This is a genomic window from Pseudomonas marincola, from assembly GCF_900682675.2.
Taxonomy (GTDB): domain Bacteria; phylum Pseudomonadota; class Gammaproteobacteria; order Pseudomonadales; family Pseudomonadaceae; genus Aquipseudomonas; species Aquipseudomonas marincola.
This window is the reverse complement of sequence record NZ_LR215729.2, coordinates 455,188-470,692: the sequence shown is the minus strand read 5'-3', so window position 1 is coordinate 470,692 and position 15,505 is coordinate 455,188. Positions and strand designations below refer to the sequence as shown.

Sequence of the window (15,505 nt, the reverse complement as noted above, 5' to 3'; positions counted from 1 at the left end):
GGAACGCTTCTACAAGTTCCCCGACCAATAGTCAACATCAATCAAATCAATTAGTTACTAAAGTATTACGGCGCTGCCTGAGCAGCGGCCTGCTCAGCGTGGAGCCAGTTCTCTCAAGTGCCGCGCTACCGCCAGCCATGCGCCGATATAACCCAGCAGAACCGCACCAATTACCAGCGAGAAACCATCACCTGCCGGTACGCCATCAAGGGCAAAGTTGCTGCCATACAGACCGGCGAGATTAACCACGGCCCCGTTCAGCCAGTTCAGGCCGTAAGCCAGCACCAGCCATGCCAACAGCCCGGCACCAAAACCATAGAGCGCGCCCATATAAAGGAAGGGCCGACGCACGTAACTGTCTGTGCCGCCAACCAGCTTTATGACCTCGATTTCGGTGCGCCGGTTCTCGATGTGCAGACGAATGGTGTTGCCGATTACCAGCAGCAACGCCATGACTAACAATAAGGTTAGGCCGAATACAAATCGCTCGCCGAGCTTGAGAATCGCCGACAACCGCTCAACCCAGAGCAGGTCAACCTGCGCCTGCTCGACCTTGGGCAATTCCGACAAACGCTGGCGCAATGCTTCCAGCGTGGGTTTGTCGACCTCTTGCGGCGTCACCAGCACCACACCTGGCAATGGGTTATCCGGCAATTCCTTGAGCGCCTGGCCCAGCCCGGACTGCTGCTGGAACTCGGCCAGCGCCTGCTCGCGACTGATCCACTCGGCGCTTGCGACATCGGGCATGCCTTCGATCTGCTTACTCAGCGCCTGCCCTGCCGCATCTTTAACGTCCAACTGCATGAACAGCGAGATCTGCGCCGCGCGCTGCCATGAACCGCCCAAACGCTCGACGTTATTAAGTAGCAACGACAAGCCCATCGGCAGGCTCAGCGCCACGGCCATTACCAAACAGGTGAAAAAGCTGCCAATCGGCTGCCGGCCAAGACGGCGCAAGCTGTCGACAATACTCGCCCGATGGCTCTCGACCCAGGCATGGAACTGGGTGCGGAAATCCGGCCCTTCATCAGGGATTTTAGGGTCTACTTTCTTCGGCGCAGCGCCAACACGCTGAGCGGGCTGCGGTGGTGGAATACGGGTTGCGCTCATTACACGGCCTCCCCGTCACCAATCAGGCGGCCACGTTGCAGGGTCAGCATGCGGTGACGCATCCGCGCGATCAGAGCCAAGTCGTGACTGGCGATCAGCACACTGGTGCCAAGCTTATTGATGTCTTCAAACACGCCCATGATCTCGGCGGCCAGACGCGGGTCGAGGTTACCGGTTGGCTCATCCGCCAGCAGCAAGGCCGGACGATGAACAATGGCGCGGGCGATACCCACGCGCTGCTGTTGACCGGTCGACAAGTCGCCGGGGAACAACTCGGCTTTATCGGACAGCGCCACGCGCTCCAACGCCGAACCTACGCGGCTGCCGATTTCGGTTTTGGACAAACCGAGAATCTGCAACGGCAGGGCGACATTGTCGAAGACGCTGCGATCGAACAGCAGCTGGTGATTCTGGAACACCACGCCGATCTGCCGACGCAGATAAGGAATCTGCGCGTTGGTGATCTGCGCCAGATCCTGCCCAGCGAGTAGCAACTTGCCGCTAGTCGGCCGTTCCATCGCCAACAACAAGCGCAACAGGGTACTTTTGCCGGCACCCGAGTGGCCGGTCACGAAGAGGAACTCACCACGGCGCACACGAAAACTCAGTTCGTGGAGCCCAACGTGACCATTCGGATAACGCTTACCGACCTGCTCGAAACGAATCATCGAGAGAGTATCCTTGGTTATTTTCTACAAGTGCTTCGCTTACTACTGCTCAGCGTGAATTAACGCTGAGCAAACAGGGCCTGTACAAATGTTTCTGCTTCAAACGTGCGCAAGTCATCAATGCCCTCGCCCACGCCGATGTAACGGATTGGCAAACCGAACTGTTTGGCCAGGGCGAAAATAACCCCGCCTTTGGCTGTGCCATCAAGCTTGGTCAGCGCCAGACCGGTAAGAGCCACTGTCTGATTGAACTGTTTAGCCTGATTAATCGCGTTTTGCCCGGTGCCGGCATCCAATACCAGCAGCACTTCGTGCGGCGCGGTGTCATCAAGCTTACCTATGACCCGGCGAACCTTCTTCAGTTCTTCCATCAGGTTATCTTTGGTGTGCAAGCGACCTGCCGTATCAGCGATCAGCACATCCATGCCACGTGATTTGGCAGCCTGCACCGCATCGAAAATAACCGAGGCAGAATCGGCGCCGGTGTGCTGGGCAATGACCGCGATCTGATTACGCTCGCCCCACACCTGCAACTGCTCGACGGCTGCGGCGCGGAAGGTATCGCCAGCCGCGAGCATGACTTTCTTGCCTTCCTGCTGGAGTTTCTTCGCCAGCTTGCCAATGGTGGTGGTCTTGCCGGCGCCGTTAACGCCAACCACCAGAATCACATACGGCTGTTTGCTGGTGTCGATCACCAGCGGCTGCTCGACAGGCTTGAGCATGGCGGTCAATTCTTCCTGCAGCGACTGATACAGCGCATTGCTGTTGGTCAGTTGCTTGCGCTCAACCTTCTGGCTGAGGTTATCGATGATGACGTTGGTTGCCTCGACCCCGACATCGGCCACCAGCAGGCTGGTTTCGATGTCGTCGATCATGTCATCGTCGATGGTCTTCTGGCCCAGGAACAAGCTGGCCATGCCTTCGCCAAGGCTCGAACCGGTCTTCGACAAGCCTTTCTTCAGGCGGCTAAACCAGCCGCCCTGATTATCGTCCGGCTTGTTCTGCTCGACCGCAGGCGCGGCCTCAACCGCAGCTGCAACCACTGGAGCAGCAACAGGCTCAGGCGCAGCAACCACGGGTGCAGGCTCTGGCTCGGGCGCTACTGGCGCAACCGGTTCTGGCGCGGCAGCGGCTGGCTGCTCGGGCTCGACAGGCTGCGGCTGGACTACCGGCGCAGGCGCAACGGGGGCCTCAACAGGTGGCAGCGGCTGCACGGGTTGAGCCGACTCTGTAACGGCAGGCTCAACTGGCGCCGGGGCGGCGGGCTCAGCGGGCGGCGATGCAGGCGCAGCAGGCTCTTGCGGCTTTTTGCGCAACCAGCCGAACAGGCCCTTTTTCTCAGTGGGCTGATCGGTGTTTTTGTCCGCAGGCTGTGCGGGGGTCTTCTTGTCGTCGTTGGAACCAAACATGGAGGACGGCTATCTCAAAGATGCGACAGGCTGGCAAACCACACTAAAGCACCATTTATACGTTGAACTCGCACGTTCTCGGCACAACATGGTGTTTAGTCACGTTTACAGGCATGGTCGTCAGTCAAACGGATGAGTATCCTAGCACCTCCGCGACCGTCGAGGCTAAGCCCAAGCGTGCCCAACCGACAGTTCGCTGTAACCAATAGGTCTGTAAGCCGATTGCCGGCCTGGGTTGTGACCCACGTGCCAGATAGATGATTACGCCTGACCCTGCGGGGCTCAAGGCAAAAACCGAGGAGACCTGTTTGTTAGCTCCCAATTCACGACGAAACGCGACAATCCACAGGGTCTGCAGCGCAGCCCTTCTGGCCAGCGCCTCACGAGGCGAAACTCCGCGGACTGGCATTGTTTACACGCCAGACCTGAACGCTCTCTGAATGTGAATACACCTCTTATGAAATCATTTTGCCATCAGGCTGCAGGCCTGTTCCTCAGCGCGCTTGTTGTGCCGCTGAGCGCGCTGGCCGCCGCCCCGCAACCGACTCACGAATTCACCCTCGACAACGGCCTCAAGGTCATTGTCCGCGAAGATCATCGCGCCCCCGTGGTGGTTTCCCAACTTTGGTACAAGGTGGGCTCCAGCTACGAGACACCGGGCCGCACTGGCTTGTCGCACGCCCTTGAACACATGATGTTCAAAGGCAGCGAAAAGCTCGGCCCGGGCGAAGCGTCACACGTGCTGCGTGAACTCGGCGCCGAAGAAAACGCCTTCACCAGCGATGACTACACCGCTTACTACCAGGTGCTCGCCAGCGATCGCCTGCCCGTCGCCTTCGAGCTTGAAGCAGACCGCATGGCAACGCTGAAAGTCCCGGCTGACGAGTTCAAGCGCGAGATCGAAGTGATCAAGGAAGAACGCCGCCTGCGCACCGATGACAAACCCACCAGCAAGGCATTCGAGCGTTTCAAGGCCATGGCTTACCCTGCCAGCGGCTATCACACGCCGACCATTGGCTGGATGGCCGACCTGCAACGCATGCAGGTTGAAGAGCTGCGTGACTGGTACCAGGCCTGGTATGCGCCGAACAACGCGACGCTGGTTGTCGTCGGTGATGTGACGGCAGATCAGGTTAAAAAGCTCAGCGAGAAATACTTCGGTCCAGTCCCGCGTCGCGCCGTGCCTTCGTCCAAAGCGCCGCTGGAGCTGGCCACGCCGGGTGAACGCAAAATCACCCTGCATGTTAATACCCAACTGCCGAACTTGCTGATGGGCTTCAACGTGCCCGGCCTTGCGACGGCAAAAGACCCGCGTCAGGTGCATGCCTTGCGTCTGATCTCGGCGCTGCTCGACGGTGGTTACAGCGCACGCCTGCCATCACGCCTTGAGCGCGGTCAGGAACTGGTCTCCGGCGCATCGGCCTGGTACGAGCCGTTCAGCCGGGGCGACAGCCTGTTTGTGCTTTCCGCCACGCCGAACGAACAAACCGGCAAGACCATCGAGCAGGCCGAAGCTGGCTTGTGGGCCGAACTGGAAGACCTCAAGAAGAACCCGCCAAGCGCTGAAGAAATGGCCCGCGTAAGCGCCCAGGTCATTGCCGGACTGGTTTATGAGCGCGACTCGATTACCGGTCAGGCCATGGCCATTGGCCAACTTGAAACCGTGGGCCTGTCTTGGAAGTTGATGGATCAGGAACTCAAGGCGCTTGAAGCCGTAACGCCGGCTGACATTCAGGCAGCCGCGAAAACCTTCTTTACCCGCGACCGCCTCAGCGTCGCCTATGTATTACCTGAGGAGAAGGGCAATGAATAAGCGCAACCGTCTTGGCCACTGCCTCACTCGCGGCCTGCTCGGCCTGGCGCTGAGCACCTCGCTGGTTATCAGCCACAACGCGCTGGCAGACACCGCCAAAATTGATGGCAGCAAACTCGAATCACTCGCTGGCCTCGACGGCAAAGCGCCCGTGCGTCGCGACCTGAACATCCAGTCATGGAAAACCAAGGAAGGCGCCAAGGTGCTTTTCGTTGAAGCCCATGAATTGCCGATGTTCGATCTGCGCCTGACATTCGCCGCCGGCAGCAGCCAGGACGGCGATAAGCCGGGCCTGGCCATGCTGACCAACGCCATGCTCAACGAAGGCGTGCCGGGTAAGGATGTCAGTGCAATCGCGGCCGGCTTTGAAGACCTCGGCGCCGATTTCGGCAACGGCTCCTACCGCGACATGGCCGTCGCCAGCTTGCGCAGCCTGAGTGCCGCCGACAAGCGCGAACCGGCGCTGAAACTGTTTGGTGAAGTGCTCGGCAAGCCTACATTCCCGCAAGACTCGCTCGATCGGATCAAGAATCAGGTGTTGGCGGGCTTCGAGTATAAAAAGAAGAACCCCGGCACATTGGCAAGCCAGGCATTGTTCGCCAATCTCTACGGCGACCATCCTTACGCCCACCCGAGTGACGGCAACGAGAAATCGATTCCGGCAATCACCCGCGAACAACTGCAAGCGTTCCACGCCAAGGCTTACGCCGCTGGCAACACGGTGATCGCGCTGGTGGGTGATTTGTCACGTGCTGAAGCCGAAGCGCTGGCCGCCCAGGTTTCTGCCGACCTGCCGAAAGGCCCGGCGCTCGCGGTTATTGCCCAGCCACAAGAGCCGAAAGCCAAGACCGAGCACATCGAGTTCCCGTCCAAACAGACGCACCTGATGATCGCGCAAATGGGCATCGACCGGCGTGACCCGGACTATGCAGCGCTGTATCTGGGCAACCAGATATTCGGTGGCGGCGGTTTCGGCACACGCCTGATGGAAGAAGTCCGCGAAAAGCGCGGCCTGACTTACGGCGTCTACTCAGGCTTTAGCGCCATGCAGGCGCGCGGCCCGTTCATGATCAACCTGCAAACCCGCGCCGAACTCAGCGCCGGCACTCTGCAACTGGTCAAAGACCTGCTCGCTGATTACCTGAAGAACGGCCCGACTGAAGATGAGCTGAACAAAGCCAAGCGTGAGCTGGCAGGCAGCTTCCCGCTTTCGACCGCCAGCAATGAAGCAATTGTCGGCCAACTGGGTTCTATCGGCTTCTATAATCTGCCATTGGATTACCTCGAAACCTTTATGCAGCAAGTGCAGGCATTAACGGTTGAGCAGGTGAAAACTGCCATGGCCAAACACCTCGACCCTGAAGCGCTGGTAATCGTTACCGCCGGCCCTACAGTTGAGCAAAAAGAACTACCGCCACCGACCGACAAACCTGTCGAGCAACCCGCTGGCGTACCGGAGCACTGATGCGTAAATCTGCAGGAATCAATCCCAGCCACTCGGGCCTCGGCCAACTGCGAATCATCGCGGGCGAGTGGCGTTCGCGCCGCTTCAGCTTTCCGGACGCACAGGGTTTGCGGCCAACGCCCGATCGCGTAAGGGAAACCCTGTTCAACTGGCTGGCGCCTTACGTTGAAGGCGCCAAAGTGCTCGATGTGTTCACCGGCAGCGGCGCATTGTTTCTCGAGGCTTTGTCACGTGGCGCCTCCCGCGCGCTGGCACTGGACATGAACCCGGACTCGATTGCCTCCCTGCGTGGGCATTTGCAAACGCTGCGCTGCGAGCACGGCCAATTGGCTCAGGCTGATGCGCTGACGTATCTGCAAACCCAGCCTGCGACCCAGTTCGATCTGGTGTTTCTCGATCCGCCGTTCCACCAGAATTTGCTGGCCCCGGCGTGCAATCTGCTGGAAACACACGGCTGGCTGAGCAGTGATGCGTGGATTTATAGTGAAAGCGAAACCGCGCCATCCACACTGGGCTTGCCAGGCAACTGGCGCCTGCACCGGGAGAAGAAATCCGGGCAGGTTTACTACGCCTTGTGGCAGCGTACGGCTTAAGCCAAGGCAGGCTTTTGCAGTGCTGGCGTGACGGGTATTGCACCTGAAGCGCCTGCTTGCGTCGGCTCGGCGCCCGACGAACTACAGATCGGAAACAGCATGAACACAGCATTCAAACCAGCCTGGTGGTTACCTGGCGCACATAGCCAAACGCTGTGGAATTCGATGTGTCGCACTCCGCCGAAACTTGAGCGTCGCCGGGAACGTCTGTGGCTGGCTGACAGCGACTTTCTCGACCTCGACTGGTACGGCCAGCACGATGTCGAGGCACCACTGGTTCTGGTGCTGCACGGTCTTACCGGCTCCTCCAGTTCACTTTATGTGCTCGGCTTGCAGCAGAGCCTGGCGCAACAAGGCTGGGCCAGTGTGGCCTTGAATTGGCGCGGCTGCTCGGGCGAGCCCAACCTTTTGCCCCGGGCTTACCATTCGGGCGCCAGTGAAGACTTGCGCGAAACCATCAATCACCTGCGCGCCCAGCGGCCAATGGCGCCATTGTATGCAGTGGGGTATTCGCTGGGCGGCAATGTGTTGCTCAAATACCTGGGCGAAAGTGGCCCGCAAAGCCACCTGCAAGGCGCGGTGGCGGTGTCGGTGCCCTACCGGCTGGACCAGTGCGCGGACCGCATCGGCCTAGGTTTTTCCAAGGTGTATCAAGCGCACTTCATGCGCGAGATGGTCGCCTATGTGAAGAATAAACAGCGCCTGTTTGCCCATCACGGCCAAACCGAACACCTGGCCAAGCTCGATAGCCTGGGCTCGCTTGAGAATATGCGCACCTTCTGGGACTTTGACGGCCGCATCACCGCGCCGCTGCATGGTTTCAGCGATGCGCAGGATTATTACAAACGCTCATCGAGCCGTTATTACCTCGGCGCAATCGAATGCCGCACGCTGCTGATTCAGGCCGCAGACGATCCCTTCGTCTTCCGCCAAAGCCTGCCGGATGCGCATGAACTCTCGGCCAGCACCGAGTTTGAACTGCACGCACACGGCGGTCACGTTGGCTTCATCGACGGCAGCGTGAAAAAACCGGGCTATTACCTCGAACGCAGAATCCCGCAGTGGCTGGCGAGTTAAAGCGAGCCGAACACACAGGCCAAGGTGCTTGGCTCAAAATGTTTTGCGGGTCGTAAATCGCATGACGGATTGCCCACAGGGCTATCCGTCCTCCGATGGGGTTCGGCCAAAGATTTGCGGCAGATGCATAATTCGAACGGAGGATGGATAAACCGCAGGTTAATCCGTCATGGCTAATTATCGGTCGCGCCAGATCGGGCGTTTTTTGCGTTGCGGCGTTGGGCTCCGGCGCGAATATTTTCGCAAGGCATACATCGCTATGACGGATTGCCCACAGGGCTATCCGTCCTCCGACGGGGTTCGGCCAAAGATTCGCGGCGGACGCATAATTCGAACGGAGGATGGATAAACCGCAGGTTAATCCGTCATAGCTGATTATCGGTTACGCCAGATCGGGCGTTTGTTTGCGTTGCAGAATTGCGCGGCGGCGCGAATGGTTTGCGAGATATACACCGCTATGACGGATTGCCCCGACAGGGCTATCCATCATCCGACGGGGTTCGGCTGGGGATTTGCGGCGAACGCATAAACCCAACGGAGGATGGATAAACCGTAGGTTAATCCGTCATGGCGCCATATGGGCTGAACAATAGGCTTTCTCTCGCGGCGATTATCCAAACTCTATAAAACAAAAAACCCCGAGGCCTGGGCCGTCGGGGTTTTGTTTCAGCGGTTGCTGCAGAGCAACACTATTCGGTGTTACTGAACAGTGGCGTCCGGAGCGGCTTGCTGAATACGCTGCAGCTCTTGGGCATACAGGGCATCGAAGTTCACCGGTGCCAGCATCAGGGCTGGGAACGAGCCGCGAACAACCAGGCTGTCCAGGGTTTCGCGTGCATACGGGAACAGGATGTTCGGGCAGAAAGCGCCGAGGGTGTGGCTCATCGATGCTGCATCGAGGCCCTTGATCAGGAAGATACCGGCCTGCTGGATTTCAGCAATGAAGGCAACTTCTTCACCGTTCTTGACGGTTACGGACAGGGTCAGCACCACTTCGTGGAAATCGCCATCAAGCGACTTCTGACGAGTGTTCAGGTCCATCTCAACGCTTGGAGTCCATTCCTGACGGAAAATCTCAGGGCTCTTCGGCGCTTCAAAGGACAGGTCACGCACATAAATACGCTGCAGGGAAAACTGCGGAGTTTGTTCGCCCTGTGCGGCGCCGTTGTTAGCTTGCTCAGTCATGCCAAAGCCTTCTTGTAGTTAATGCCAGTTAATTGAAGGGTGATTACCTGCATCAGTAGCCCGCGGGCCTGCCGGCGGTAATCACACCCGATGTCAGCCTTTGAGCAACGCGTCGAGTTTGCCCGCGCGCTCCAGCGCATATAGTTCGTCGCTGCCGCCAACGTGAGTGCTGCCGATCCAGATCTGCGGCACCGACGTACGGCCAGCTTTCTTGGTCATTTCAGCGCGAACGCCCGGTTTGCCATCAACCTGTATTTCTTTGAAGTCTACGCCTTTACTGCTCAGCAATTGCTTGGCGCGCATGCAGAACGGGCAGTAGTCACTCGAATATATTACGACTTCAGACATATCACTTCACCACGGGAAGGTTATCACCACGCCAGCTAGCAATGCCGCCGGCAAGCTTGGCGGCAGTGAAGCCAGCCTTCATCAGCTCACGTGCAGAGGTGCCAGCATGCTGACCCATTGCATCGACCACGATAACGGTCTTGTCTTTGAACTTCTCAAGCTCGGCGATGCGCGACGTCAACTTTTCGTACGGGATGTGTACAGAACCAACAATATGACCTGCCGAGAAGTCTTTCTGATTACGGATATCCACAACCACACCCTGCTCGCTGTTAAGCAATGCAGTCAACTCGCGGCTGCTCAGGCTTTTGCCGCCTTTGCGCATTTCAGTAAACAGCAGCAACACCAGCAGTACGACGAAAATGCCACTCAGAATAAAGTGGTTTGTAACGAATTCGATTAGATGGGCAAGCATCAGAATATTCCAGGGCGATAAGTCGGAAGGAGCAGACCATTCCTGGCGTGCTCTCCCTCTGAGAACCGTGCGTGCAGCTCTAACCACAACCGGTTCAAGCCCACAAAAGCCAATCTTCCAGACTGGCAACACACGAAATTGCGCGTGACTTTACCACTATCAGTCACGATGAGGCAGCCCTACATGTTACTGGCTGTAGGCCTTTGCCTGGCGATTCAAGCCGCGCGACCTGATCGACTGGCACCGCGGCAGACCGCCAGCTTGCGCGTGCTTGAGCCACCCAATCAGCACACGTACCGACGAAAGCGCGCTGACCGCTGCCTTCTATACAAACAATCAACACACTTGCATCGAAGCAAACACCCCGCCCCCAGCGGCCCTATGTCGCGCAAAACGTCTGTGGCGGTGACGTAGACGCTCGCAGGGCTTAAAATGGCTGATCTTTCGCACAAAACGCAGAGTGAGCCAGCTTTATGAGCGCCACGCCAACCCCTTTGGTCCTGATTATCCTTGATGGCTTCGGCCATAGTGACAACCCGGAATTCAACGCTATCTACGCCGCAAACACCCCGGTTTACGATCACCTGCTGGCCACTCAGCCACACGGTTTGATCTCGGGCAGCGGCATGGATGTTGGCCTGCCAGATGGCCAGATGGGCAACTCGGAAGTCGGCCATATGAACCTCGGCGCCGGCCGCGTGGTGTATCAGGATTTCACCCGCGTGACCAAAGCCATTCAAGACGGCGACTTTTTCAACAACGCCGCGATTACCAGCGCGGTCGACAAGGCCGTTGGCGCTGGCAAAGCCGTGCACATCCTCGGCCTGCTCTCGGATGGCGGTGTACACAGCCATCAGGACCACATCGCGGCAATGATCGAACTGGCCGCTCAGCGTGGCGCAGAGAAAATCTACCTGCACGCCTTCCTTGATGGTCGCGATACACCGCCGAAAAGCGCTGAAGCGCCAATCGAGTTCATTGAAAACACCTTCGCCCGCGTTGGCAAAGGCCGTTTCGCCAGCCTGATCGGCCGCTACTTTGCGATGGACCGCGACAATCGCTGGGACCGCGTAGAGCAAGCCTATCAACTGATCGCCACCGGCCAGGGTCTGTTCAACGCCGAGTCCGCGCAAGCCGGCCTCGCCGCCGCCTACGCCCGCGAAGAGAACGACGAATTCGTCAAAGCCACCACCATCGGCGACGCTGTACGCGTTGAAGATGGCGACGCGGTGGTGTTCATGAACTTCCGCGCCGACCGTGCCCGCGAATTGACCCGCACCTTTGTCGAGCCGGACTTCAGCGAGTTCGAGCGTAGCTACGTGCCCAAGCTGGCTGACTTCGTGATGCTGACCCAGTACTCCGCCAGCATCAAAACCCCAAGCGCATTCAAGCCGGATGCCCTGAGCAACGTGCTCGGCGAATACCTGGCCAAGCAGGGCAAGACCCAGCTGCGCATTGCCGAGACAGAGAAGTACGCGCACGTAACCTTCTTCTTCTCCGGTGGCCGCGAGGAGCCGTTTGCAGGCGAGGAACGCATTCTGATCCCGTCGCCAAACGTTGCGACCTACGACCTGCAGCCGCAGATGAGCGCACCCGAAGTCACCGACAAGATTGTCGATGCGATTGAAAATCAGCGCTACGACGTGATTGTCGTCAACTACGCCAACGGCGACATGGTTGGCCACACCGGCGTGTTCTCGGCCGCCGTCGCCGCCGTTGAATGCCTCGACAGCTGTGTGGGTCGCATCGTGGCAGCCCTCGACAAAGTCGGCGGCGAAGCACTGATTACTGCCGACCACGGCAACGTCGAACAGATGGAAGACGTCTGCACCGGCCAGGCACATACCGCTCATACCTGCGAGCCGGTGCCTTTCATTTATGTCGGCAAGCGTAACGTTGGCCTGCGTGAAGGCGGCGTGCTAGCTGATGTGGCGCCGACCATGTTGACGTTGATGGGCCTCGAAGTGCCTGCCGAAATGACCGGCACCAGCATCGTCAGCCTGAAATAAGGCCTGCATCACAGCGCAAACCTGCCAGCCCGCACGGCTGGCAGACAAGCATGCAGCGGGTCGCCGATTTTTTAGGCATACTAGGTCGCGTGCGTTGTGTGGCTGGTCGTGCATTATCAAGCCGCCCCGATTACAGCTGGAGCAGGCCATTGGCGTTTGCTTCCGGCTGGTTTGGCCAGGTTTGAGTTGCCCACACCCGCGCTGAGTTATCCACAGTCCGACCCTTTATCCAGGTGCCGCCCGCCCCATGTATCGCGCTCTCATCTTCGTGCTTATGACCTGCCTGGTGTCTCCGGTATTTGCCGATGACAAAGCAGCCGCCGAACAACAGCTCAAAGCGGCGCAGAAGGATGTTGCCGAACTAAAAAAACTGCTGGATAACCTGCAGAAAGAAAAGTCCGGCGTGCAGAAGTCGCTGAAGCAGACTGAAACCGAGATGGGCCAGTTGGAGAAACAGGTCAACGACCTGCAAAAAGAACTGGAAAGCGGTGAAGAAGAAGCCAAACGGTTGGATGCAGAGAAAAAAAAACTCGAAGAAGCGCGCCTCGAACAGCAACGACTGATCGGCATTCAAGCCCGCGCGGCTTACCAGAGCGGCCGGCAGGAATACCTCAAGCTGCTGCTCAACCAGCAAAACCCGGAAAAATTCTCGCGCACCATGACGTATTACGACTACGTCAGTGAGGCGCGCATGGAACAGCTCAGCGCCTTCAACGAGACGCTCGAGCAACTGCGTAACGTTGAACAAGACATCATCGCCCAGCAAAACAAACTGCTGGAGCAGAAAAACGCACTGGACGACCGCACGGCCAAACTTGCCAAGGTGCGGGAAGAGCGAAAACTGGCACTGGCCAAGCTCGACAAGCAATATTCAGATCGTGACCGCAAGCTAAAATCCCGCCAGAAAGACCAGCAGCAACTCACCAACGTAATCAAAACCATCGAAGCCACCCTCGCCCGCCAGGCCCGCGAAGCCGAACTGGCGCGCCAACGGGCACTCGCCGAAGCTCGCAAACAACAACGCGAGCAGCAAAGCGCTACCCCAAACCGCCCAGCCAGCGGCCCGATTGTTACTTCTGGCGCGGTATACGGCGGCCCGTTCGCCAAGGCCAAGGGCAAATTGCCATGGCCGGTTAACGGGCGAATCGTCGCAAGCTTTGGCACCGCACGCGGCGAAGACACCCGCACCAAGTGGGACGGCGTACTCATCGGCGCGCAAGCCGGCAGCCAGGTTCATGCCGTACACGGTGGCCGCGTGGTGTTTGCCGACTGGTTACGCGGCGCCGGCCTGCTGGTGATTCTGGACCACGGCAACGGTTATCTGACGCTTTATGGCCATAATCAGAGCCTGTTGAAAGATGCCGGCGATATCGTCAAAGCCGGTGAGGCCATCGCGACTGTCGGCACCAGCGGCGGGCAGAGCACCCCGGCCCTGTACTTCGCCATTCGCCAGCAAGGCCGCCCCAGCAACCCGACGCAATGGTGTCGCTCGCAGGGTTGAACAACAACTTTCATGTGCACCGGCAACCACTTAATTAAAGGCAGATGCCAGTGCAGCGTTAAAACGTGATTTACTTACTGAACTTAAACATTTTGTAAACGGTCGTTACGCTAATGCGTTACACCGCCCGTTTTGCGCCACAAGATATGCGCCACCTCATCGTGTAGGAGTTTGTACGCTATGCCGCAATTGTTCCGCGCCACATCGCTCGCCCTGGCAGCAACACTGCTGGGCGGAGCCTCGTTGTTGCACGCTGCAGAGCCCACTGAGACTGTAGCCAGCAGCAAGGCGCCGCTGCCGCTCGATGAGCTGCGCACTTTTGCCGAGGTGATGGACCGGATCAAGACCGCCTACGTCGAACCGGTGAGCGACAAGACCCTGCTGGAAAACGCCATCAAAGGCATGCTCAGCAACCTCGACCCGCACTCGGCCTACCTTGAGCCAGATGACTTCGCTGAACTTCAGGAAAGCACCAGCGGTGAGTTTGGCGGCCTGGGGATTGAAGTCGGCATGGAAGACGGCTTCGTCAAAGTGATATCGCCCATCGACGACACCCCGGCCTCGGCGGCGGGCATCCAGCCGGGCGACCTGATCATCAAAATCGACGACCAGCCGACCAAAGGCCTGTCGATGATGGAAGCCGTCGACAAGATGCGCGGCAAAGCAGGCAGCAAGATCAAGCTGACCCTGGTACGCGATGGCGGCAAACCATTCGACGTGACCCTGACTCGCGCAGCGATCAAGGTCAAAAGCGTCAAGAGCGAACTGCTGGACGACGGCTACGGCTACCTGCGCATCACCCAGTTCCAGGTTAAAACCGGCGAAGAAGTCGGCAAGGCACTGGCCAAACTGCGCAAGGAAAACGCCAAGAAGCTCAGCGGTATCGTTCTCGACCTGCGCAACAACCCAGGCGGCGTTCTGCAGGCAGCGGTTGAAGTGACTGACCACTTCCTCAAGAAGGGCCTTATCGTCTACACCAAGGGCCGCATTCCCAATTCAGAACTGCGCTTCTCCGCCGACCCGGCCGACGCCAGCGAAGGCGTGCCATTGGTGGTACTTATCAACGGCGGCAGCGCCTCGGCTTCCGAGATCGTCGCCGGCGCCCTGCAAGACCACAAACGCGGCGTGCTGATGGGCACCGACAGCTTCGGTAAAGGCTCGGTCCAAACCGTATTGCCGCTGACCAACGACCGCGCCCTGAAACTCACCACGGCGTTGTACTACACGCCTAATGGCCGCTCGATTCAGGCGCAGGGCATCGTGCCAGACATCGAAGTCACCCGCGCCAAGGTCACCAAGCTACAAGCAGACTCCATCTACAAAGAAGCCGATCTGCAAGGCCACCTCGGTAACGGCAACGGCGGCAAAGACAAGCCAACCGGCAGCCAGGCCGCCAGCAAGAGCAAGCTGCAAGACGACGATTACCAACTGAGCCAGGCCCTGAACCTGCTCAAAGGCCTGAACGTAACCCGCAGCAACTAAGTGCCGATGACGGATTGCGTTGCTTCGCGCCGCTATCCATCCTCCGGATTTGTGCGGCGGCATATGTGGAGGATGGAATCCCCGTAGGGGCTTCCGTCATGACAATCCTGGATATGTATGCGGTTGAGCCATTGATCCGATGCGCGCCATTGACGGATTACGCAACGACGGATTGCGTTGCTGCGCTCCGCTATCCATCCTCCGATTTCGTGTACGGCGGATAACCTACGTGGAGGATGGAATCCCCAAAGGGGCTTCCGTCATGGCGATTTCGGATATGTACCCGGTTGGGCCATTGATCCGGTGTGCGTCGTGACGAATTACGCAATGACGGATTGCGTTGCTTCGCGCCGCTATCCATCCTCCGCCGTGTTCATCCTTCAATCGTATGCATCCGCCGGCCTATCCATTTTCCGGTTCATTGGCATTT

At 58.5% G+C, this 15,505-nt stretch carries 13 protein-coding genes; 7 read left to right on the top strand and 6 right to left on the bottom strand.

The annotated features are described in order from the left end of the window. Positions 1 to 93: 93 nt before the first annotated feature. Genes ftsX through ftsY form a run of 3 tightly spaced genes read right to left on the bottom strand, consistent with a single transcriptional unit; the run spans position 94 to position 3,187 of the window. Positions 94 to 1,110 (bottom strand): permease-like cell division protein FtsX, encoded by a 1,017-nt coding sequence (gene ftsX, locus PMYSY11_RS02020; RefSeq protein WP_069902428.1) that lies wholly within the window; start codon positions 1,108 to 1,110, stop codon positions 94 to 96. Next, a complete protein-coding gene (ftsE, locus tag PMYSY11_RS02015) occupies positions 1,110 to 1,778 on the bottom strand; it encodes a cell division ATP-binding protein FtsE (protein WP_069902427.1) in 669 nt (222 codons plus the stop codon). Before ftsE ends, ftsX begins: the two co-directional genes overlap by 1 nt. Before the next feature lie 59 nt (positions 1,779 to 1,837). After that, on the bottom strand, positions 1,838 to 3,187 hold the full coding sequence (ftsY, locus tag PMYSY11_RS02010; RefSeq protein ID WP_090513847.1) for a signal recognition particle-docking protein FtsY: 1,350 nt from the start codon (positions 3,185 to 3,187) through the stop codon (positions 1,838 to 1,840). A gap of 457 nt (positions 3,188 to 3,644) precedes the next feature. Between ftsY and PMYSY11_RS02005 the strand changes: the two genes are divergently transcribed. The 4 genes from PMYSY11_RS02005 to PMYSY11_RS01990 all read left to right on the top strand — a co-directional run bounded on the left by PMYSY11_RS02005 (position 3,645) and on the right by PMYSY11_RS01990 (position 8,135). After that, positions 3,645 to 5,000 carry a M16 family metallopeptidase gene (locus PMYSY11_RS02005; protein WP_150548178.1) on the top strand — a complete coding sequence of 452 codons (1,356 nt, stop codon included), beginning with the start codon at positions 3,645 to 3,647 and terminating at the stop codon, positions 4,998 to 5,000. Next, the gene (locus PMYSY11_RS02000) at positions 4,993 to 6,465 is read left to right on the top strand and encodes a M16 family metallopeptidase (RefSeq protein WP_150548177.1); all 1,473 of its coding nucleotides are present in this window, start codon (positions 4,993 to 4,995) and stop codon (positions 6,463 to 6,465) included. Before PMYSY11_RS02005 ends, PMYSY11_RS02000 begins: the two co-directional genes overlap by 8 nt. Continuing rightward, positions 6,465 to 7,058: a 16S rRNA (guanine(966)-N(2))-methyltransferase RsmD gene (gene rsmD / locus PMYSY11_RS01995; protein ID WP_069902423.1), complete on the top strand. Its 594-nt coding sequence runs from the start codon at positions 6,465 to 6,467 to the stop codon at positions 7,056 to 7,058. Before PMYSY11_RS02000 ends, rsmD begins: the two co-directional genes overlap by 1 nt. A gap of 99 nt (positions 7,059 to 7,157) precedes the next feature. After that, positions 7,158 to 8,135 (top strand): hydrolase, encoded by a 978-nt coding sequence (locus PMYSY11_RS01990; protein ID WP_150548176.1) that lies wholly within the window; start codon positions 7,158 to 7,160, stop codon positions 8,133 to 8,135. A 699-nt stretch (positions 8,136 to 8,834) separates the two neighbouring features. Here the strand turns inward: PMYSY11_RS01990 and secB are convergent. The 3 genes from secB to PMYSY11_RS01975 all read right to left on the bottom strand — a co-directional run bounded on the left by secB (position 8,835) and on the right by PMYSY11_RS01975 (position 10,083). Then, positions 8,835 to 9,320 carry a protein-export chaperone SecB gene (secB, locus tag PMYSY11_RS01985; RefSeq protein WP_069902421.1) on the bottom strand — a complete coding sequence of 162 codons (486 nt, stop codon included), beginning with the start codon at positions 9,318 to 9,320 and terminating at the stop codon, positions 8,835 to 8,837. 93 nt (positions 9,321 to 9,413) lie between these two features. Then, positions 9,414 to 9,668, bottom strand: coding sequence for a glutaredoxin 3 (grxC, locus tag PMYSY11_RS01980; RefSeq protein ID WP_069902420.1), 255 nt, complete (start codon positions 9,666 to 9,668; stop codon positions 9,414 to 9,416). A gap of 1 nt (position 9,669) precedes the next feature. Beyond that, the gene (locus PMYSY11_RS01975; RefSeq protein ID WP_069902419.1) at positions 9,670 to 10,083 is read right to left on the bottom strand and encodes a rhodanese-like domain-containing protein; all 414 of its coding nucleotides are present in this window, start codon (positions 10,081 to 10,083) and stop codon (positions 9,670 to 9,672) included. Between the two features lie 473 nt (positions 10,084 to 10,556). Here PMYSY11_RS01975 and gpmI point away from each other — a divergent pair, with 473 nt between their 5' ends. From gpmI to PMYSY11_RS01960, 3 genes are all read left to right on the top strand, one after another. Beyond that, on the top strand, positions 10,557 to 12,092 hold the full coding sequence (gene gpmI / locus PMYSY11_RS01970; RefSeq protein WP_150548175.1) for a 2,3-bisphosphoglycerate-independent phosphoglycerate mutase: 1,536 nt from the start codon (positions 10,557 to 10,559) through the stop codon (positions 12,090 to 12,092). A 247-nt stretch (positions 12,093 to 12,339) separates the two neighbouring features. After that, entirely contained in the window at positions 12,340 to 13,593 is a 1,254-nt protein-coding gene (locus PMYSY11_RS01965) for a murein hydrolase activator EnvC family protein (protein WP_150548174.1), read from the top strand. A gap of 180 nt (positions 13,594 to 13,773) precedes the next feature. Continuing rightward, a complete protein-coding gene (locus tag PMYSY11_RS01960) occupies positions 13,774 to 15,075 on the top strand; it encodes a S41 family peptidase (protein WP_150548173.1) in 1,302 nt (433 codons plus the stop codon). The last annotated feature ends 430 nt before the right edge of the window (positions 15,076 to 15,505 follow it).